This window comes from Bradyrhizobium sp. SOJA106, from assembly GCF_059448745.1.
Map to the genome: position 1 here is coordinate 7634785 of NZ_CM182549.1, position 18099 is coordinate 7652883.

The 18099-nt window shown below is 64.9% G+C and carries 21 protein-coding genes; 6 read left to right on the top strand and 15 right to left on the bottom strand.

Annotated elements, in window-relative coordinates; genetic code table 11:
* The first annotated feature begins 9 nt into the window (after positions 1–9).
* A complete protein-coding gene (locus AC5V87_RS35980) occupies positions 10–408 on the top strand; it encodes an MAPEG family protein (protein ID WP_456842421.1) in 399 nt (132 codons plus the stop codon).
* A 157-nt stretch (positions 409–565) separates the two neighbouring features.
* Here the strand turns inward: AC5V87_RS35980 and AC5V87_RS35985 are convergent, their stop codons facing one another.
* Genes AC5V87_RS35985 through AC5V87_RS35995 form a run of 3 tightly spaced genes read right to left on the bottom strand, consistent with a single transcriptional unit; the run spans position 566 to position 4379 of the window.
* Positions 566–1669: a nickel/cobalt transporter gene (locus AC5V87_RS35985; RefSeq protein WP_495369297.1), complete on the bottom strand. Its 1104-nt coding sequence runs from the start codon at positions 1667–1669 to the stop codon at positions 566–568.
* On the bottom strand, positions 1660–2298 hold the full coding sequence (locus AC5V87_RS35990; RefSeq protein WP_456842420.1) for a DUF1007 family protein: 639 nt from the start codon (positions 2296–2298) through the stop codon (positions 1660–1662). The genes AC5V87_RS35985 and AC5V87_RS35990 overlap by 10 nt, the downstream gene beginning before the upstream one ends.
* Complete coding sequence (locus tag AC5V87_RS35995) at positions 2298–4379, bottom strand: M3 family metallopeptidase (protein ID WP_495369298.1); 2082 nt, start codon at positions 4377–4379, stop codon at positions 2298–2300. Before AC5V87_RS35995 ends, AC5V87_RS35990 begins: the two co-directional genes overlap by 1 nt.
* A gap of 138 nt (positions 4380–4517) precedes the next feature.
* Between AC5V87_RS35995 and AC5V87_RS36000 the strand changes: the two genes are divergently transcribed.
* A complete protein-coding gene (locus AC5V87_RS36000; RefSeq protein WP_283083778.1) occupies positions 4518–4772 on the top strand; it encodes a hypothetical protein in 255 nt (84 codons plus the stop codon).
* Between the two features lie 486 nt (positions 4773–5258).
* Here AC5V87_RS36000 and AC5V87_RS36005 read toward each other — a convergent pair whose 3' ends face one another.
* Positions 5259–5447 carry a hypothetical protein gene (locus tag AC5V87_RS36005; protein ID WP_164938904.1) on the bottom strand — a complete coding sequence of 63 codons (189 nt, stop codon included), beginning with the start codon at positions 5445–5447 and terminating at the stop codon, positions 5259–5261.
* On the opposite strand from AC5V87_RS36005, the gene AC5V87_RS36010 reads away from it, so the two are divergent.
* From AC5V87_RS36010 to AC5V87_RS36025, 4 genes are all read left to right on the top strand, one after another.
* The gene (locus tag AC5V87_RS36010) at positions 5446–6588 is read left to right on the top strand and encodes a type III PLP-dependent enzyme (protein ID WP_456842418.1); all 1143 of its coding nucleotides are present in this window, start codon (positions 5446–5448) and stop codon (positions 6586–6588) included. The genes AC5V87_RS36005 and AC5V87_RS36010 overlap by 2 nt on opposite strands.
* 131 nt (positions 6589–6719) lie before the next feature.
* Positions 6720–7307 (top strand): GNAT family N-acetyltransferase, encoded by a 588-nt coding sequence (locus tag AC5V87_RS36015; protein WP_495369299.1) that lies wholly within the window; start codon positions 6720–6722, stop codon positions 7305–7307.
* A 148-nt stretch (positions 7308–7455) separates the two neighbouring features.
* Positions 7456–7845 carry a RidA family protein gene (locus tag AC5V87_RS36020; protein ID WP_018316187.1) on the top strand — a complete coding sequence of 130 codons (390 nt, stop codon included), beginning with the start codon at positions 7456–7458 and terminating at the stop codon, positions 7843–7845.
* Positions 7846–7912: 67 nt separating this feature from the next.
* Entirely contained in the window at positions 7913–9355 is a 1443-nt protein-coding gene (locus tag AC5V87_RS36025; RefSeq protein WP_495369300.1) for a homospermidine synthase, read from the top strand.
* A gap of 297 nt (positions 9356–9652) precedes the next feature.
* Here the strand turns inward: AC5V87_RS36025 and AC5V87_RS36030 are convergent, their stop codons facing one another.
* From AC5V87_RS36030 to AC5V87_RS36080, 11 genes are all read right to left on the bottom strand, one after another.
* A complete protein-coding gene (locus AC5V87_RS36030) occupies positions 9653–10753 on the bottom strand; it encodes an IS4 family transposase (RefSeq protein WP_456836948.1) in 1101 nt (366 codons plus the stop codon).
* A gap of 104 nt (positions 10754–10857) precedes the next feature.
* Entirely contained in the window at positions 10858–11187 is a 330-nt protein-coding gene (locus AC5V87_RS36035) for a hypothetical protein (protein ID WP_456843529.1), read from the bottom strand.
* Between the two features lie 101 nt (positions 11188–11288).
* Positions 11289–12005 carry an MgtC/SapB family protein gene (locus tag AC5V87_RS36040; RefSeq protein WP_495369301.1) on the bottom strand — a complete coding sequence of 239 codons (717 nt, stop codon included), beginning with the start codon at positions 12003–12005 and terminating at the stop codon, positions 11289–11291.
* Positions 12006–12035: 30 nt separating this feature from the next.
* On the bottom strand, positions 12036–13055 hold the full coding sequence (locus AC5V87_RS36045; RefSeq protein WP_495371999.1) for a WD40 repeat domain-containing protein: 1020 nt from the start codon (positions 13053–13055) through the stop codon (positions 12036–12038).
* On the bottom strand, positions 13055–14116 hold the full coding sequence (locus tag AC5V87_RS36050; RefSeq protein WP_456842413.1) for a CobW family GTP-binding protein: 1062 nt from the start codon (positions 14114–14116) through the stop codon (positions 13055–13057). Before AC5V87_RS36050 ends, AC5V87_RS36045 begins: the two co-directional genes overlap by 1 nt.
* Before the next feature lie 55 nt (positions 14117–14171).
* Complete coding sequence (locus AC5V87_RS36055; protein ID WP_495369302.1) at positions 14172–15035, bottom strand: metal ABC transporter solute-binding protein, Zn/Mn family; 864 nt, start codon at positions 15033–15035, stop codon at positions 14172–14174.
* A gap of 2 nt (positions 15036–15037) precedes the next feature.
* Positions 15038–15907 (bottom strand): metal ABC transporter permease, encoded by an 870-nt coding sequence (locus AC5V87_RS36060; protein ID WP_456842411.1) that lies wholly within the window; start codon positions 15905–15907, stop codon positions 15038–15040.
* A gap of 6 nt (positions 15908–15913) precedes the next feature.
* Positions 15914–16669, bottom strand: coding sequence for a metal ABC transporter ATP-binding protein (locus AC5V87_RS36065; protein ID WP_456842410.1), 756 nt, complete (start codon positions 16667–16669; stop codon positions 15914–15916).
* Positions 16670–16671: 2 nt separating this feature from the next.
* Complete coding sequence (locus tag AC5V87_RS36070; protein WP_495369303.1) at positions 16672–16902, bottom strand: hypothetical protein; 231 nt, start codon at positions 16900–16902, stop codon at positions 16672–16674.
* 43 nt (positions 16903–16945) lie between these two features.
* Positions 16946–17446: a hypothetical protein gene (locus AC5V87_RS36075; RefSeq protein WP_495369304.1), complete on the bottom strand. Its 501-nt coding sequence runs from the start codon at positions 17444–17446 to the stop codon at positions 16946–16948.
* Entirely contained in the window at positions 17443–18054 is a 612-nt protein-coding gene (locus AC5V87_RS36080; RefSeq protein WP_495369305.1) for a permease, read from the bottom strand. The genes AC5V87_RS36075 and AC5V87_RS36080 overlap by 4 nt, the downstream gene beginning before the upstream one ends.
* Positions 18055–18099: the final 45 nt, after the last annotated feature.

Sequence of the window (18099 nt, forward strand, 5' to 3'; positions counted from 1 at the left end):
GGAGGAAAGATGACACTCGCGGAATGGTGCGTCTTCGGAGCGCTGCTGCTGTATCTGTCGACGATCGTCTCGATCAAATGGATCAGGTTTCGCGGCTTCGACAATTCACGGCCGCGCGATCCGGCCTTCTATGAGGACGCCATCGCGCAGCGCGCGCTCGGCGCCCACCAGAACGGCATCGAGACCTTCCCGTTCTTCGCGTTCGCCGTCCTGCTCGCCGAATTCCGGGATTCGCCGCAGCGCCTGATCGACGAGCTCGCGGTGCTGTTCCTGATCGTGCGGATCGCCTATGTGCTGACCTATCTCGGCAATCGCCCGACGCTGCGCTCGATCCTGTGGAGCATCGGCTTTGCGATTAATCTCGGGATCTTCTTCATGCCGGCATTGAAAAAGTTTTTGCCGGTGTGAGCTGCCGTGTCCCGGACGCAGTGGAGCGCCCCTGCGCTGCTCCGCAGAGCCGGGACCCAACAGAAAGCCAAGCTCTACCCCGTGGACAGATGGGCCCCGGCTCTGCAGCGCATCGTCGAAGGGACGCTGCGCTGCGTCCGAGGCACGAGGGCTTGGTTCAAAAACACGTGGTCCGTTCGGCCGCGATGTAGCCGAACAAGAGCCCTGCACCGAACAGCAGCACGACGGCGGCCGCTGCGAATTCGATGCCGCGCATGAACAGCGCGCCGCCGCCGTCGCGGCCGGCGCTGAGGCGCTGCGCGATGTCCTTGGCGGAGATGGCGACGACGGCGATGGCCGCGACCGTGATCGCGGTGCCGAGCCCCATCAGGAAAGTCGCCGCAATACCGGCCCAGAACAGGCCCTGCGCCAGCGCAAACACCAGCACCAGGATCGCGCCCGAGCAGGGACGGATGCCGACGGTGAGGATCGCCGCAAAGCCGCGCCGCCAGCCGCCGGGGCCGGCGAGCTCGGTCGGCATCGGCCCATGGGAATGGCCGCAATGCTCGTCGTGGACGTGGTCGTGCCCGTGATGGTCATGGGCGTGAGCATGATCGTGGTGATGATGATGGTGGTCGTGCGCATCATCACGATGGTGATGATCATGCGGCACGCCGGCGATCGCCGGCACCGGCTGGGCCGCCTGGAGCGCGCGGATGAAGGTACGGCCCTTGACCCAGACGAGGCGCAGACCGAACAGCGCGATCAGGGCGTAGCTCGCGATCTCGATCGCGCCCTCTGCCTTGCACATGGTCTTGGCGGTGGCGTTCAGGATCCAGGCCGAGATGCCGACGATCAGGATCGCGACCAGCGACTGCATCAGCGCCGAGGCGAACGACAGCGCGATGCCACGCCGCGCGCTCTCGCGGTTGGCGACAAGGTAGGAGGCGATCACCGCCTTGCCATGGCCGGGGCCGGCGGCGTGAAAGATGCCGTAGGCGAACGAGATGAAAAGCAGCGTCCACACCGCCGAACCGTCGGACTTGGCGGCGCGGATGGTCGCCGACATCTGGCGATAGAATTCGGACTGCTTTGCCAGCAGCCAGCCAACGATGCCGCTGGCTTCGGGCTCGGCCGCCTGCGCCGGCCGCGGCGCGCCAAAGGGATTTTGCGCGAGAAGGTCGTGGAGCGCGGCATCGGCCAGGCCCAGAGCGACGACGACCGCAGCGCAGGCGAGCAGCCCGCGGGCGAGCGGGGATTGAAGACGACCGGTCAAGGGCAATCCACCGTGATCTTGTTGGCGAACATCATGCCGAAATTGGTGTTCTCGCCGCTCAAAAAAGTCTGCTCGTTGAGCTTCTGCGCGGTCGCGGTGCCGTCGCTGGGTCGGTCGAGCTTCATCTGGCAGCCTGGGGGTGCGCCGACCAGCTTGACCGGATTGTCCTTGGCCATCTGGAAATCGATGAAGAAGGAGCGGTCGAACACTTCGAGTACCAGCTGCTTGGACTTGACCGGGTTCTTCAGCGGCAGCGTGAAGTGCAGGGTCAGCACCGTATCCTTGTAGTCGAGGAAATAATCGACCGGCTCGTTGAAGCGCTCCTTCTTGCCGTCGGCCTTCGCGAAGGTGAAGTAGGCATATTCCTTCAGCGACTCGACATTGGTCTGCGCCAGCGGCCCCAGCTCCTCGCGCGTATAGGCCCCCTTGGTCTTGCTCTCGAGCCCCTGCACCGCATAGGCCGAGAACATGTCGTCGAAGGTCCAGGCGTGGCGGACGCCGGTGATGGTGCCGTCGGCTGCATAAACCAGCTCGCTGGTCGCAGTGATCCAGACATGCGGATGAGCGCTCGCCGCTCCCGACGCAAGCGACAGGCCAGCGGCGAGCAGCATTCCAAGCAGGACGCGCATGCCCATCATGCCGCCTTAGCGTCGTCGAGCAGGCCGCGGCGACGCAGCAGCGCATCCGGCTCGGGCGGGCGGCCGCGGAAGGCCTCGTAGGCGGCTTGCGGATCGACCGATCCGCCGGTCGAATAGATGTCGTCGTGCAGGCGCTTGGCCACATCAGGATCGAAGATGTTGCCCGCCTCCTCGAAGGCGCCGAACGCGTCGGCGTCCATCACCTCCGACCACATGTAGCTGTAATAGCCGGAGGCATAGTGGTCGCCGGAGAAGATGTGGCCGAACTGAGTGGGCCGGTGGCGCAGCGAGATCTCCTCGGGCATGCCGATCTTCTCCAGTTCCTTCTTCTCGAAGGCGCGCACGTCCTGCGCAGCCTCAGCCGGCTGGGTATGGAATTCGAGATCGATCAGCGCCGAGGAGACGAACTCGACGGTGGCAAAGCCCTGATTGAATTTTCGCGCGGCCAGGAAGCGCTGCAGCAGGTCGTCCGGCAGCGGCTCGCCGGTCTGGTAGTGGCGGGCGAACTGCTGGAGCACCTCGGGCCGCTCCTGCCAATGCTCGTAGAGCTGGGACGGCAATTCGACGAAATCCGTGAACACGGCCGTGCCCGACAGCGACGGATACGTCACGTTGGAGAGCATGCCGTGCAGGCCGTGGCCGAACTCGTGGAACAGGGTGCGGGCGTCATCCGGCGACAGCAGCGAGGGCTCGCCGTTGGCTCCCTTGGCGAAGTTGCAGACATTGATGACGAGCGGCGCGATGTCGCCGTCGAGCTTCTGCTGGTCGCGCAGCGAGGTCATCCAGGCGCCGGACCGCTTCGATGGCCGGGCATAATAGTCGCCGTAGAACAGCGCCTTGTGCTTGCCATCGGGTCCCTTCACCTCCCAGACCCGGACGTCCGGGTGCCAGGTGGGAACGTCCTTGCGCTCCTCGAAGGTGATGCCGAACAGGCGCGTCGCGCAGTCGAAGGCGGCGGCGATCATGTTGTCGAGCGTCAGGTACGGCTTGATCGCGGCGTCGTCGAAATTGGCGCGCTGCAGGCGGAGTTTTTCGGCGTAGAAGCGCCAGTCCCAGGGCGCGAGCTTGAAATTGCCGCCCTCTTCCGTGATCAGCGCCTGCATCTCGTCGCGGTCGGCGAGCGCGCGTGCCCGGGCCGGCTTCCAGACCCGCTCCAGGAGGCCGCGCACCGCGTCGGGGGTCTTGGCCATGGAATCCTCCAGCCGGTAGGCGGCGAAGGTCGGATAGCCCAGCAATCTGGCGCTCTCCTCGCGCAGCTTCAGGATCTCGACGATGATGCCGTTGTTGTCATTGGCATTGCCGTTGTCGCCGCGCGCCGTGAAGGCCTTGTAGACCTTCTCGCGGAGGTCGCGCCGCGCCGAGCTCTTCAGGAACGGCTCGACCGAGGAGCGCGACAGCGTCACGATGGCCTTGCCGGCCATGCCGCGCTCTTCTGCCGCAGCCCTGGCGGCGTCGACGAAGCTTTCCGGCAGCCCTTGGCGGTCGGCCTCCCCCAGCTCCATGAACCATTCCTGCTCGTCGCCGAGCAGGTGATGGCTGAAGCTGGTGCCGAGCTGGGCGAGTTTTTCGTTGATCTCGGCCATCCGCGTCTTGGCCTCCTCCGAGAGGCCGGCGCCGGAACGGTGGAAGCGGGTGTAGGTGCGCTCCAGCAGCCGGAGCTGCTCGGGGGTGAGACCGAGGCCAGTGCGGTTCTCGTGCAGATGGGCGATGCGACCAAACAGCACGGCGTTCATCATGATCGGATTCCAGTGCCGCGCCATCCGCAAGGAAACTTCCTTGTCGATCTCCAGGATGGCCGGGTTGGAATGCGCCGAGACGAGGTCGTAGAACACCGCCGCGACCTTGCTCAGCAGCTTGCCCGAGCGCTCCAGCGCCGTGATGGTGTTGGCGAAGTCGGGCGCGGCCGGATCATTGGTGATCGCCGCGATCTCGGCGGCGTGATCGGCGAAGGCCTGCTCGAACGCGGGAAGGAAGTGCTCCGGCCTGATCTCGTCGAAGGGCGGAGTTGCGAACGGCGTCACCCAGGCCTTCAGCAGCGGATTGATCGCGGTGTCCGGATTTTGGCGGGGTTCTGACATCACAAGTCCCGATTTTTGTGGCTCGATTGTTGTGGGCAGCTATAGCACGCGATGGGGCTTTTTTGGGCCATTTGCCCTTGCTCCCGGCCGGCTTTTCGGGGAGATTGCGGCCCTCGAAGTCTTGGGATCCCAGAGTTCATGAACGCGCCTTCCTCGTCCTCCCGCCAGATCGTCTGGCCGAGCGTCATCACCGTCGTCAGCGCCGCGATCCTGATCGGCGCGGAGGTGTTCGGCGCGGCCTTTGCCGGCGGCTGGGCGCTCGCGATCCTGTTCGGTCTCGGCGACCAGGGCACGCACATCCTGCAGGCCGTGCTGTTCGCACTCGGCGTGCTGGTGATGACCGCGTTCATCCGCGCAGCTCAGCGCGTCGAGCCCTTCACCAAGCGCGGCTGACGCTTCACGCGCGAGAGCAACACGCGCGCGACACAGAAAACTTAACGCTCGTTCATCTCCCGGGTCGCTCGCGCAACACTGCGCAAGCAGATGTTAGGCAATTCTGTCCGCAGCCTAAAAAAATTCTTGCGAAGCAGAGTCAAAACGCTTATGTGCGGTCTTGCCCAATTTCGCACGTGCCTGTGGTCGTGTGTCAGTCGGTAGGTATCCGGACAAGAGGCCGGACAGCCGCCAAGGGGTGAAGAAGCCGAGGGGCTCTTCGGAAGTGCGGAAGTCGAAGACTGAGAAGTCGAACGATCAAAGCAAACCCGGAGCGCCCAGCATCTCTCTCAAGAGGTGCCTTGTCGAAGGTGACTTCGCTCTTTGCAACCGTGACTGGCAGCCGGAGGCGAACCGGCGCACCCCGCTCTCAACGGGGGACGCGACTTAAAGCAACGACGGATCGGGCTTTTTTGGTCTCTACCGGCAGTCCAACGCCGGCGCGGGCTACTGAAAAGGCTTGTCCTTCATTGCCAGGTGAGCGGGCGGGAAACTCTCCCAACCAATCCACGGCAGCACAGTCTGGTTTGAGTTTTTTGGCCTCAGCGCGCCTCCATCGCGCGATGTGGCCGAAGCACTCTTATCCGACGTCACGTTGATGCGGATCCCGTCGCTGGGACCGTTGGAGAGTGCCATGACCGAACGTATCCAGGAATTCCTGCGCAACCGCCGCAAGGAAGGTCTCGACACCGAGCCGTGCCTCGTCGTCGACCTCGAGGTCGTGCGCGACAACTACCAGAGCTTCGCCAAGGCGCTGCCCGACAGCCGCGTGTTCTACGCCGTCAAGGCGAACCCGGCGCCGGAAGTGCTGTCCCTGCTCGCCTCCATGGGCTCCTGCTTCGACACCGCGACGGTCGCCGAGATCGAGATGGCGCTGGCCGCCGGAGCGACGCCCGACCGCATCTCCTTCGGCAACACGATCAAGAAGGAGCGCGATATCGCGCGGGCCTTCGCGCTCGGCATTCGCCTGTTCGCGGTCGACTGCGCCGCCGAGGTCGAGAAGGTCGCCCGAGCCGCGCCGGCTGCGAAGGTGTTCTGCCGCATCCTCTATGACTGCGCCGGCGCCGAGTGGCCGCTGTCGCGCAAGTTCGGCTGCGACCCGGAGATGGCGGTCGAGGTGCTCGACCTCGCAAAGCGCCTGGGCCTCGAGCCGTGCGGCATCTCCTTCCACGTCGGCTCGCAGCAGCGCAAGGTGAAGGCGTGGGACCGTGCGCTGGCGATGGCCTCGCAGGTGTTCCGCGACTGCGCCGAACGCGGCATCAACCTCTCCATGGTCAACATGGGCGGCGGCTTCCCGACCAAGTACCTGAAGGACGTGCCGCCGGTCGTGACCTACGGCCGCTCGATCTTCCGCGCGCTGCGCAAGCACTTCGGCAACCAGATTCCGGAGACCATCATCGAGCCGGGCCGCGGCATGGTGGGCAACGCCGGCATCATCGAGTCCGAGGTCGTGCTCATCTCGAAGAAGAGCGACGACGACGAGGTGCGCTGGGTGTACCTGGACATCGGCAAGTTCGGCGGTCTCGCCGAGACCATGGACGAGTCGATCCGCTACGCCATCCGCACCCCGCATGACGGCGCGGACATGACCCCGTGCGTGCTCGCAGGTCCCACCTGCGACAGCGCTGACGTGCTCTACGAGAAGAACCCGTATCCGCTCCCCGTTACGCTCGAGATCGGCGACAAGCTGCTGATCGAAGGCACCGGGGCCTATACGTCGACCTACTCGGCGGTGGCGTTCAACGGCATCCCGCCGCTGAAGACGTACCACATCTAAGCCGCCTCTCGTCTGAGGCCTGACGAACCCGGGAGCCGGCTTGCCGGCTCCTCCCTGACATCTTCGATCTCTGACGACGTCTTGGACCGGCGTGCAGTGCGCGCGTCGGCTCAAGCGGGGACTGACGCGCCATGACTGCTCCTCGGAAGCCACAAGTCGCCCTCACTTCGAAAGCCGCTCCGTTCGCGATCCGTGCGGAACGCGCTGCCGACGTCGCGATGCGTGAAGCGCTGCTCGATGCCTGCTTTGGCGAGAACCGCCACGGCCGCACCTGCCAGCGCCTCCGCGACGGGCGCGCACCTGCTGCAGGCCTTGCCCTGTCGGCGGTACGCGAGGGGACACTCGTGGGAACCGTGCGGTTGTGGCACGTCAGCGCCGGAGGCAGGCCCGCTCTGGTTCTCGGACCGCTTGCGGTTGACCCTGCCTTCCGCGAGCTCGGGATCGGCGCCGCGCTGATGCATCAGGCGCTGGCCGCCTCCCGGGCGCGCGGGCATGCCGCCGTGATCCTGCTCGGCGATGCTCCCTATTACGGCCGTTTCGGCTTCTCGGCGGAAAAGACCGGCGCGCTGTCGCTGCCCGGCCCGTTCGAGCGCGACCGCCTGCTGGCGATCGAGTTCGCCGACGGCGCGCTCGACGGCGCCGAGGGGATGATCGTCCCGACCGGCGCGGCCCTGCCCAAACGGAGGGCGGTTCGCGCCCTCCACGCGCACGCGGCCTAAGGGATCGCTCTCATAGCGAAGACCGAAGCCGCAGCACCGTGCGGCACGCCCGGCCGTGGCTGCGCCGAGCCCGTTCCTTTGGGGTTGCGCAGGCGCCGGAAACGCCCTTTAACCCCGCAAAACATCCTCTTTCAGTCGAGGTCCAAACATGTCCCGTCGCCTGATCTCCACCGGCTCCCCTCTCGAGAAGACCGTCGGCTACAGCCGCGCCGTGATCGACGGCGATTTCGCCTTCGTCGCGGGAACCACCGGCTACGATTACACGACGATGACCATGCCGGCCGACGTCACGAGCCAGTCACGCAACTGCTTCAAGACCATCGAAGCCGCCCTGAAGGAGGGCGGCTTCGAAATGGCCGATATCGTCCGTGCGACCTACTACGTCACCGACGCCAGCTACATCGATGCCCATTTCGCCGTCTGCGGCGAGGTGCTCGGTGACATCAGACCAGCGGCGACCCTGCTGGTCGTCAGCGCCCTGGCCAAGCCCGAGATGAAGGTCGAGATCGAAGTCACCGCCAAGCGCCGCAGCATCTAAAAGGCGCCGCAGCGCCTGATCCACCCTCCATCATTTATCCGACAGCACGTTCCGGAGAAACGATTCCATGAGCCTTCCCTCGCAGATCTACGCCAAGATCACCGGCCCCATCGTCATGGTCGGCTTCGGCTCCATCGGCAAAGGCACGCTGCCGCTGATCGAGCGCCATCTCGATTACGACAGGTCGCGCATCACCGTGCTCGATCCCAAGGACGAGGGCCGCAAGGGACTCTGCGAGAAGCACAATGTCCGCTTCATCCAGAAGGGCCTGACCAAGGATAATTATCGCGAGGTGCTGACCCCGCTGCTCACCGAAGGCGGTGGTCAGGGCTTTTGCGTCAATCTGTCGGTCGACACCGGCTCCACCGACATCATGGAGCTCTGCAACGAGCTTGGCGCTCTCTATATCGACACCGTCAACGAGCCCTGGCTCGGCTTCTACTTCGACGCCTCGAAAGGCCCGGAAGCGCGCTCCAACTACGCCCTGCGCGAAGTGACACTGGCCGCCAAGCGGGCGCGCCCGGCTGGCTCGACCACGGCCGTGTCCTGCTGCGGCGCCAATCCCGGCATGGTCTCCTTCTTCGTCAAGCAGGCGCTGCTCAACGTCGCTGCCGATCTGAAGCTCAATGCTCCCCGGCCGAAGACCAAGGCCGAATGGGCGGATTTGATGCGGCAGGCCGGCATCAAGGGCATCCATATCGCCGAACGCGACACCCAGCGCTCCAAGAAGCCGAAGGAGCCGGATGTGTTCGTCAACACCTGGTCGGTGGAAGGTTTCCTGTCCGAAGGCGTGCAGCCGTCCGAGCTCGGCTGGGGTACCCACGAGAAATGGATGCCGGAGAATGCGCGGACCCACGAAGCCGGCTGCGGCGCTGCCATCTATCTGATGCAGCCCGGCGCCAACACGCGCGTACGCACCTGGTGCCCGACTCGCGGCGCGCAGTACGGCTTCCTCGTCACCCACAACGAATCGATCTCGATCTCCGATTACTTCACGGTGCGCGACGCATCCGGCAAGGCGATCTACCGGCCGACCTGCCACTACGCCTATCATCCGGCCGACGATGCCGTGCTGTCGCTGCACGAAATGTTCGGCCGCGCCGCCAAGATGCAGGAGAAGCACCATATCCTCGACGAGAACGAGATCGTCGACGGCATCGACGAGCTCGGCGTGCTGCTGTTCGGCCATGACAACAATGCCTATTGGTACGGCTCGCAGCTCTCGATCGAAGAGACCCGTGCCCTTGCGCCCTATCAGAACGCGACCGGCCTGCAGGTGACCTCCGCCGTGCTCGCCGGCATGGTGTGGGCGCTGGAGAACCCGAACGAAGGCATCGTCGAAGCCGACGAGATGGATTTCGATCGCCTGCTCGAAATCCAGCTGCCCTATCTCGGCCCGGTGAAGGGTTTCTACACCGACTGGACGCCGCTGACGGATCGTCCGGGACTGTTCCCAGAGGACATCGACACCAGCGATCCCTGGCAGTTCAAGAACATTCTGGTGCGCTGAGGGGCGCGACGCCTTCGCCTCATCCACAACTGTGATGCCCCGCGAAGGGGCATCCAGTACGCCGCAGCCTCTCCGTATCCAATCGTCGTCTCTGGAATACTGGATCCCCCGGCTTCCCGCATAGGCGTTAAGGTAGCGCAAGCATTGATTGATATTGACGTTTTCGGGGAGGCTCGCGCAGGTGCCGCCCGAGCGCTCGCTTACTGCGGCGCAAGCGGCGGATGGTTGGTTGTGGAATGATTGCTTGCAGCAAGGATGCAACGAGTTGTTGCAAGATACGCCAACCGCCAGGTGTCGTCAGGCGGCCTGCTTCCAGTGGGGAGAGTCCTCGAAGTCGCGGACAAGCGGCTCGAGCAGCAGGATAATCAAGAGGTGAGCCAGCAGGTAGGGCTTCGCCGAACGCTGATCAGTTCCAGGCGGTGTCTTGAGACCAATCAGGCTTTTCAGTCGCTTGAAGCCAAGTTCGATCCGCCATCGCAGTCGATAGAGTGCAAGCACATCCTTGGCGGAGAACTCGTCCCGTGCGAGCGACGTGACCAGAATGACCCAATCCGCGGCTTCCAGAGTCCCTTTGGAGATGATGCGGTTTTCGTCTCGTGCGTCTCGCCGAGCTTTACGACGCGAAGCCGCGGCCGCACCGGTGGGCTTCTTGACCGCAACCAGACGCATAGCCAGAGGCGCCCCGTCCTTGCGTTTGATCCAAATCCTCCGATCGATCAGTCCGCGTGCCTTTGCCGCACGCAATTGGGCCATCAGATCGAATGGAAGGCCTTGGGCATCAAGCCAGCGCGCGTTCTTCCAGCCTGCTCGGATCAGAACGTCGGCACCAGCCGCGCGGACAGCCGCGATGCGGTCAGGTTGCAGATAAGCGCGGTCAGCAATGCGGATCTCGTTCTTGACTACTGGTATCCGGTCAAACGTTTCGCCCTCTTGCTGATCCGTTAGCTCGAAGTGACCAAAGCGCTCACTTGGCAGATCAAATGCACTATGAAGCCGCCAAAGCTCACTGCTCCTGCGGGCAGTCGGCCCGGCCTGAGGTACTGTCGTCGCATCGACGATGCGGATCAGGCGGCCTCGGCTCGCCTTCGGCGCTGCCGCATCGAGCAAGCTCTCCACCAGCACTGCAAACCAATCGCCACATTGACGCAGGCGATAGAACAACGCCACGCTGCTGAGGTCCGCAAGGCCAACAGAAGCCGCCCACGCAGCTGTCGATCTCAATCCTCTTTCCCCTAAACAATAGGCCAGCATCAGCCGAAGCAACGCCACCGCGTCTGGAATTTGGCGCCGCCGCGCGAAAGCCTTCGTCTGGCGCGCGCTTATCTCAAGCTGCTCAGCCCCACCCAGCTGCGCAACCACTCTCGTCCAGTCCTCATTTAGAAGCGATTCGTCTGCCATGCCCCTTGGAATCACGTGTGATTCCAACACTCAAGAATAAACTTAACGCCTATGCGGCTTCCCGGGGGCGACACTGATTGTGTGGCTGGACGTATGGCCGCCAGTTATTTCTTCTCGATCGGCGGCGCGACCTTCTCCGCCGGAGCCGGTGGCAACACCGGCTTCGCAGCGCCCTGCGTCTGCGGATCGGGGCGCGCGGGCTCGGGGGCCGGCGTGGTCGGCCGGTCACCGCCGGGCTTGGATTCCGCGGGCGTCTTGCTCTGCTCGTCGGACGGCGTGCCTTGGAGCGGCTGCGTCGCCTGCGCCGTCTGCAGCCGGCTTTCGGCGCGGATCTGGGCCAGCGACATGACCGAGACCAGGACGCCTGCTGCGAACAGCGAAGCGGCAATTGTGAGGTCGAGCTTCAGTCTGCGCTTATCGTTCTGGCCGGGCATATCGATCACCGCCTTTGTCCGCAGGACCAACGAATTTCCACGACCACGGTTCCGTGCTCTTCGCAAGCGGAACCGCACGCTTGTGCGCCAAAGCGCCGCGCTCACTCGGTCGTGCTGACTTCCCAGGTGGCGTGACGCACGCCCGGCAAGTGCTGAAGATCGGTCGCCACCGTATTCAGCTCGTTGGGGTCGACCGCGGTGGCAACGAGCTTCGCGACGATCTCCAGATTGTCCTCGCCGATTTCGGCGACCTCGATATCGGCCACCGGATATTTCGCGGCCTCGAGCTTGTCGACGAGGCGGTCGCGCATGTCGGGCAGCGCATCGGGGGCGACCGCCAGCTTGAAATAGTAGGTCGCCTCCAGCGCCTTCTCGTTCAGCGGGATGCGGTTGATGGCGTTGACCAGCGGGCGCAGCAGCGTGTTGCCGGCGATGACGAACACGGTCAGGGCGGCTGCCTGCGCGACCATGTCGGCGCCCGCGCAGGAGCCGACAGCAGCCGAAGCCCACAGCGTCGCCGCGGTATTGAGCCCGCGCACGTCCATGCCCTGCTTCATGATGACGCCGGCACCGAGAAAGCCGATGCCGGAGACGACATAGGCGATCACCCGCACGGCACCGTCGGCGCCGTCCAGCTGCATGGCGAGATCGACGAAGGCGGCCGCTCCCACCGCGACCAGCACGTTCGTGCGCAGGCCCGCGGTGCGCTGGCGGTATTGCCGCTCCGCACCGATCAGCGTGCCCAGCACGAAGGCCGTGAACAGGCTGACCAGCGTGTCGATGAAATCAGCAAGCTGGAAGGTCGTCAGAAATCGCATGGTCCCCTATACGGCCGGAACCATGACAGATCAAAGCTCGAGCAGGCCGCCATCCCCACCTTCATCCGCAAACGCCAGCAGCGTGCCCTTGGCATTCCAGGCGAGCGCGGACACCGGCGGGGTGCCGTTGCGGCGGACCAGAATCTCGGCGCCGTCTTCCAGACGCACCATTAGCACGGTGCCGTCGCTGTAGCCGGCGGCGAGGATGTCGTTCTTCGGATGGCAGGCGACGATGGACACGCGCGCCTGCAGCGGCGCCAGCATCGCGGGCTCCTTGCCCATCGGCCCGTCCTTGCTGGCGAACGGCCAGATGATGACGGTGTCGGCGCCAGAAGTCGCAAGCCCCTTGCCACCCGCGCTCCAGGACATCGAGCGGACGCGGCCGGGATAGCCGGTCATGCGCATGTGCCTGTTGTCGGCGAGCCGCCAGCCATGCAGGGCCGCTTCATGCATCGAGGTGACCAGGAACTTGTTGTCCGGGCTGAAGGTGACGCCGAGATGCGAGCCGGCCCAGGGCAGAAATTCGGCCGAGCCTTCCATGTTGGGAAACCACAGCGTCGCGCCGTTGTAATGCGCGATCGCAAGCCGCAGGCCCTTCGGCGCGAAGGCGAGCCCGCCGACGGTCGAGGGCACGTCGAGCGACTTCTGTTCGTTCTTGCCGCTCTTGACGGTGGCGGTCTTGCCGGCCGACCAGGCGAAGGCGCCGTCGGGCTGCACTGCCACCGCATCGATCCAGCGCCGCTTCGGATCGGTGGCGAGCAGCGTCACTTCGCCTTTCGCATCGAGCGAGACGACCTTGCCGTCGTCGCCGCCCATGATGAGACGCTTGCCGTCAGAGGCGGCCGACAGAATGCCGCCGCTGTGCACGGCGACGGTGCTGACCTCACCCTTTGCGTCGACGAACGCGACGTTCTCCTCACCGCCGACGAAGGCGGCGCGGGGGCCGAGGAAATGCACCGAGGTCACGCCCATGCCGAGCGCAACGCGCTTGACGCGATCGGTGACGGAGACGATCGAGGCGGAATCGGGGGCCGGCGTAAACTCTTTCATCACGAGACGATGCAGCTCTCAAAGCCCTCGCGAATGGCCTTCTCAGGCAATTCGCGGCCGATGAAGACGAGGCGGCTCTCGCGCTTCTCGCCGTCCTTCCACTTCCTCTGGTGATTGCCCTCCAGCATCATGTGGACGCCCTGGAAGACGTAGCGGTCGTCGTCATCGTGGAAGGCGAGGATGCCTTTGGAGCGCAGGATCTTGCCGCCCTCGACCTGCACCAGGTTCTGGAGCCAGGGCATGAACACGTTGGGATCGAGCGGCTTGTCGGTCTTCAGCGAGAGCGACTGCATGTCCTCATCGTGATAGTGCTTCAGGCCGTGACCATGACCCTGGCCGTGATCATGGTGATGATGGTCGTGGCCGTGATGGTGGTGATGATCATGGTCGTGGTCATGATCGTCGGCTTCGAGGAAATCCGGCTCGATGTCGAGGATGCGGTCGAGGTCGAACGCGCCGCGATCGAGCACGTCGGCCAGCGCCACCGAGCAGCGCTCGGTGCGATGGAGTTTCGCATAGGGGTTGATGCCGCGGATACGGGCCTCGACTTCGGCCAGCTCGCCCTTGTTGACGAGGTCGGTCTTGTTCAGCACGATGACGTCAGCAAACGCGATCTGGTTCTTGGCCTCGGGCGCGTCCTTCAGACGATCGGACAGCCATTTGGCGTCGGCGACGGTGACGACCGCGTCGAGCCGGGCATTCTTCTGCACGTCCTCGTCGACGAAGAAGGTCTGGGCAACCGGCGCCGGATCGGCAAGGCCGGTGGTCTCGACGATGATGGCGTCGAACTTACCCTTGCGCTTCATCAACCCGTCCATGATGCGCACGAGGTCGCCGCGCACGGTGCAGCAGATGCAGCCGTTGTTCATCTCGAACACTTCCTCATCGGCGCCGATGATGAGGTCGTTGTCGATGCCGATCTCGCCGAATTCGTTGACGATGACGGCGTACTTCTTGCCATGGTTCTCCGACAGGATGCGGTTCAACAGCGTGGTCTTGCCGGCGCCGAGATAGCCGGTCAGGACGGTCACGGGAATTTTCTGGGAGGTCGCTTCAGACATAACAACTCCGGCTTCGGGCTTTTTCGCGCGACGCGAGGCGGGGTGGCCCCTGCCCTTAATGGTCAAGCGCGCTGGTCAGGGCCTTTATATTGTGCCTGACCATGTCAATGTAAGTGGGTGCAGGCCCCTTTTCGCCGGTCAAACCGTCCGAAATCAAGGTCCCGCCGACCCTGGCGCCGGTCTCCGCCGCGATCCGTCGGATCAGGCGGTCGTCGCCGATATTTTCCAGGAACACGGCCGGGATTTTTTGAGCCTTGATCTGGCCGATGATGGCCGCGATGTCCCGCGCGCTGGGCTCGGTTTCGGTGGAAACGCCGAGCGGCGCCACGAACTGAACGCCGTATTCAGCGGCGAAATAGCCGAAGGCGTCATGGGTGGAGATCACCTTGCGCCGTTCCACCGGGATTTTGGCGATGGCGTCGCGGACCTCGCGATCGAGGGTTTCGAGCTTTTCCAGATAGGCCTTGGCCTGACCGCGGAAGAACTCGGCATCATCCGGGTCGGCTGCAGCCAGTGCGTTGGCGATGTCGGTCACGTAGATCTTGGCATTCGGCACGGACTGCCAAGCGTGGGGATCCGCGGCCGAGCCGAGCTTGAGGGGGGCGATGCCGGCGCTCGCGGTGACCACTTGTGCCTGCGCCCCGGATGACTGGACGAGACGCGGCAGCCAGCCCTCGAGGCCGAGCCCGTTAACGACGACGAGCTTTGCCGCCGCAATCCGTTTCGCATCCCCCGGCGCCGGCGTATAGACGTGCACGTCGCTGTCGGGCCCGACCAGCGTGGTCAGATCGATCCGGTCGCCGCCGACGTTGCGGACGAAATCGGCAAGGATCGAGAAGCTTGCGACCACGTTGAGCCGCTCCGCGGCATGGAGTGGCGAGGTCATCAGCAGCAAGGCAAGGAGCAGAAGGAAGCGCATCGTCACGCCTCCAGATGCCGACCGGGAAACATCTGCCTGACGATGCCGCCGACGCGACCGAACAGCACGGAGAGGACGTAGATCACCGTCGCCACCAGGATGATCGCGGGTCCCGACGGCACGCGGGTCTGGAACGACAGCACGAGGCCGGCGTAACCCGAGATGGCCGCGGCGATCACGGCGATGCACATCATCGCCGTGAGATCGCGCGACCAGAACCGTGCGATGCCTGCGGGAAGGATCATCAGCCCCACCGCCAGCAGCGTGCCGAGCGCCTGAAACCCGTTGACGAGATTGATCACGACGAGCGCGAGGAAGGCAAGATGGGCGGGGCCGCCGGCGCGGCTCACGGTGCGCAAAAACAAAGGATCGACGCTCTCGATCACCAGCGGACGATAGATCACCGCGAGCACCAGGAGCGTGATTGTGGCATTGAAGGCGACCACCAGCAGCGTCTGGTCGTCCATCGCGAGGATGTTGCCGAACAGCACGTGCAAGAGATCGATATTGGTGCCCTTGATCGAGACGATGGTGACGCCGAGCGCCAGCGAGGCCAGATAGAACGTCGCGAGCGAGGCGTCCTCCTTCAGCCCGGTCGAGCGCGCGACCACGCCGGCGAGGATCGCGACCGCAAAGCCTGCAATCAGACCGCCGGCGGTCAGTGCAAAGAGATTGAGCCCCGACAGCAGAAAGCCGACGGCCGCGCCGGGCAGGATCGCATGCGCCATGGCGTCGCCGACGAGGCTCATCCGCCGCAGCATCAGGAATACGCCGATCGGCGCGCCGGCGAGCGAGAGCGCGATGACGGCGGCAAGCGCCCGCCGCATGAATTCGAATTCGGTGAACGGACCGATCAGCGCGTCATAGGCCATCGCTGATCACGCCGCGCGCGAACTGACATCGTCCGCGGCGCAAGCCGCGGCGCTGTCGTCGAAGGCCTCGCACATGCGCATCGCGACCATCAGGTTTTCCGGCGTGAGCACCTCCGCCGTCGGGCCCCAGGCCACGGGGCCGCGCGCCAGCACGAGCGTCTCGGTGAAATGGGTGCGCACCATCTCCATATCGTGCAGCGCGGCGAGCACGGTGCGGCCCTCGGCGTGCCACTGCTTCACCAGCGCGAGCAGATCGGCGGTGGTCTTGCTGTCGATGGCGTTGAAGGGCTCGTCGAGCACGATCAGGCGCGCATCCTGGAGCAGCACCCGCGCGAACAGAACGCGCTGCATCTGCCCGCCCGAGAGCGTGCCGATCGGGCGGTTCTCGAAACCGCTGAGGCCGACGGAGGCGATGGCGCGCAGGATCTTTTTGCGCGCGGCCTTGCCGATGCCGCCGAACAGGCCGGCATCGCGCCACAGTCCGGTGCCGACGAAGTCGAACACCGAGATCGGAAAGCTGCGGTCGATCTCCGCGCTCTGCGGCAGATAAGAGATATCGCGGGTGTCTAACCCGCCGAGATGGATGGTGCCGTCGAGCGGCTTGAGGATACCGACGATGCCGCGCAGCAGCGTCGACTTGCCGGCGCCGTTCGGACCGATGACAGCGACCAGCGCCCCTCGCGCGACTTCGCCGTTGAGATGGTGCACGGCTGGATGGCGGTCATAGCCGAGCGTGACGTTATGGAAGTGCAGCGCCGCCACGGTCACCTCATTGCCAGAAAGACGATGCCCCAGAGCACGGCGCAGACCGCCAGAGCCGCCGAAAGGCGGCCGGCCATGGTCATGCGCAGGATCGACCAGGGTGCGTCCTGCGCCGGATGCGGCGAGGTCGCATCGTGGACATGGGCATGGGTATGGTCGTGCCCATGCGAATGGTCATGGGAATGGCCGTGAGCATGGTCGTGATGATGGACGCGGGACGCGGCAGGAACCATTCGAGGACGTTATATTATAACATTACGCCTGTCCACGTCCGCCTCAGGGCTTGCCGATCACCATAGCGATGGCGGCCGCCACGAAGGGAAACGGCACCGACACCGCGCAGCGGAACCAGACGAAACGGGCCGGCATGAACGGGATTTCCCACAGGATCACCCGCTGGAAGGCGAACAGGGCCCAGGCAACGACGTAGGCGACCACCTGCGGCACCCCGCCGCCCGACTTCAGCGCCACCGTTCCGATGGAGAAGCCGATCACGGGCCCGCCGGGGGTGGCGGCGCCGGCGACCACGGCGGTCGCAACCCCGAGCCAGCCAGAGTCCGGGCCGAGCCAGCCGGTGATCGCCTCCTGCGGGATGATGGCGGCGATGTACCCGGAGCCGATCACCCCGAGCGCGATCCGCGGCACGATGTTGATGAAGTCCATCGAGCCCTCGCGCAGCGAGGCCTTGAATACCGGAGGGCCGCTGCGAAAGGCGATCAGGCCGACGCCGAGCACCGAGCCCCAGAGCAGGATGTCGATCAGGAGCGCCGCGCTCATGCGGCATCCTCGTCGCTTTCGCGCTTCCGACAGACCCGGACATAGACGAAACGGCCGAGGCTACCTGCGAGCACCGGCAGCGGCAGTGAGATCAGGATCCGCCACAGCGTGAAATCGGTCCCCATGATCGGGATCTCCCACGCGACCGCGCGGCCATAGCCGATCAGGGTCCAGCTCACGACCATGGCGATGGTGGCGCCGAAATCGGCACCGACCGCAAGCAGCGCGCTCGCCACGGGATAGGCAGTGAAGGGCCCGCCGGGAAGGATCGCACCAAACGCAGTGCCGATCAGAAGGCCCATCAGGCCGGATTTCGGCCCGAGCGAGCGCGAGACTCTTTCGTGCGGCAGGATCTCGGAGATGAAGGCTCCTAACAGGCAGCCCGCCAGCACGCGCAGAAGGATGCCCGAGAACAGCGAGAGATCGCGGGTGAGAATCTCAAGAACGCCGGTGGTGCCGTCGCGGCGCCAGACCAAACCTGCGCTCACCGCCACCAGCGCTGCGATGATGATGGTCGACCAGCCGATCGGCTTGCGCGCACGCCCCGGCCGCGGCTCGGACTCCGCGTCCTCGGCAGGCGCCGGGTCTTTCGGGGAAGGTTCTGACAACGGGTTCGGTCGGATCGAAGGTGATGCCCGTCCTGCTTAAGGGCC

Excerpts from the sequence above, each read along its gene's own strand:
- AC5V87_RS35980 (WP_456842421.1), top strand. The coding sequence starts at position 10 with ATGACACTCGCGGAATGGTGCGTCTTCGGAGCGCTGCTGCTGTATCTG.
- AC5V87_RS35990 (WP_456842420.1), bottom strand. The coding sequence starts at position 2,298 with ATGGGCATGCGCGTCCTGCTTGGAATGCTGCTCGCCGCTGGCCTGTCG.
- AC5V87_RS35995 (WP_495369298.1), bottom strand. The coding sequence starts at position 4,379 with ATGTCAGAACCCCGCCAAAATCCGGACACCGCGATCAATCCGCTGCTG.
- AC5V87_RS36000 (WP_283083778.1), top strand. The coding sequence starts at position 4,518 with ATGAACGCGCCTTCCTCGTCCTCCCGCCAGATCGTCTGGCCGAGCGTC.
- AC5V87_RS36010 (WP_456842418.1), top strand. The coding sequence starts at position 5,446 with ATGACCGAACGTATCCAGGAATTCCTGCGCAACCGCCGCAAGGAAGGT.
- AC5V87_RS36005 (WP_164938904.1), bottom strand. The coding sequence starts at position 5,447 with ATGGCACTCTCCAACGGTCCCAGCGACGGGATCCGCATCAACGTGACG.
- AC5V87_RS36015 (WP_495369299.1), top strand. The coding sequence starts at position 6,720 with ATGACTGCTCCTCGGAAGCCACAAGTCGCCCTCACTTCGAAAGCCGCT.
- AC5V87_RS36020 (WP_018316187.1), top strand. The coding sequence starts at position 7,456 with ATGTCCCGTCGCCTGATCTCCACCGGCTCCCCTCTCGAGAAGACCGTC.
- AC5V87_RS36025 (WP_495369300.1), top strand. The coding sequence starts at position 7,913 with ATGAGCCTTCCCTCGCAGATCTACGCCAAGATCACCGGCCCCATCGTC.
- AC5V87_RS36030 (WP_456836948.1), bottom strand. The coding sequence starts at position 10,753 with ATGGCAGACGAATCGCTTCTAAATGAGGACTGGACGAGAGTGGTTGCG.
- AC5V87_RS36035 (WP_456843529.1), bottom strand. The coding sequence starts at position 11,187 with ATGCCCGGCCAGAACGATAAGCGCAGACTGAAGCTCGACCTCACAATT.
- AC5V87_RS36040 (WP_495369301.1), bottom strand. The coding sequence starts at position 12,005 with ATGCGATTTCTGACGACCTTCCAGCTTGCTGATTTCATCGACACGCTG.
- AC5V87_RS36045 (WP_495371999.1), bottom strand. The coding sequence starts at position 13,055 with ATGAAAGAGTTTACGCCGGCCCCCGATTCCGCCTCGATCGTCTCCGTC.
- AC5V87_RS36050 (WP_456842413.1), bottom strand. The coding sequence starts at position 14,116 with ATGTCTGAAGCGACCTCCCAGAAAATTCCCGTGACCGTCCTGACCGGC.
- AC5V87_RS36055 (WP_495369302.1), bottom strand. The coding sequence starts at position 15,035 with ATGCGCTTCCTTCTGCTCCTTGCCTTGCTGCTGATGACCTCGCCACTC.
- AC5V87_RS36060 (WP_456842411.1), bottom strand. The coding sequence starts at position 15,907 with ATGGCCTATGACGCGCTGATCGGTCCGTTCACCGAATTCGAATTCATG.
- AC5V87_RS36070 (WP_495369303.1), bottom strand. The coding sequence starts at position 16,902 with ATGGTTCCTGCCGCGTCCCGCGTCCATCATCACGACCATGCTCACGGC.
- AC5V87_RS36075 (WP_495369304.1), bottom strand. The coding sequence starts at position 17,446 with ATGAGCGCGGCGCTCCTGATCGACATCCTGCTCTGGGGCTCGGTGCTC.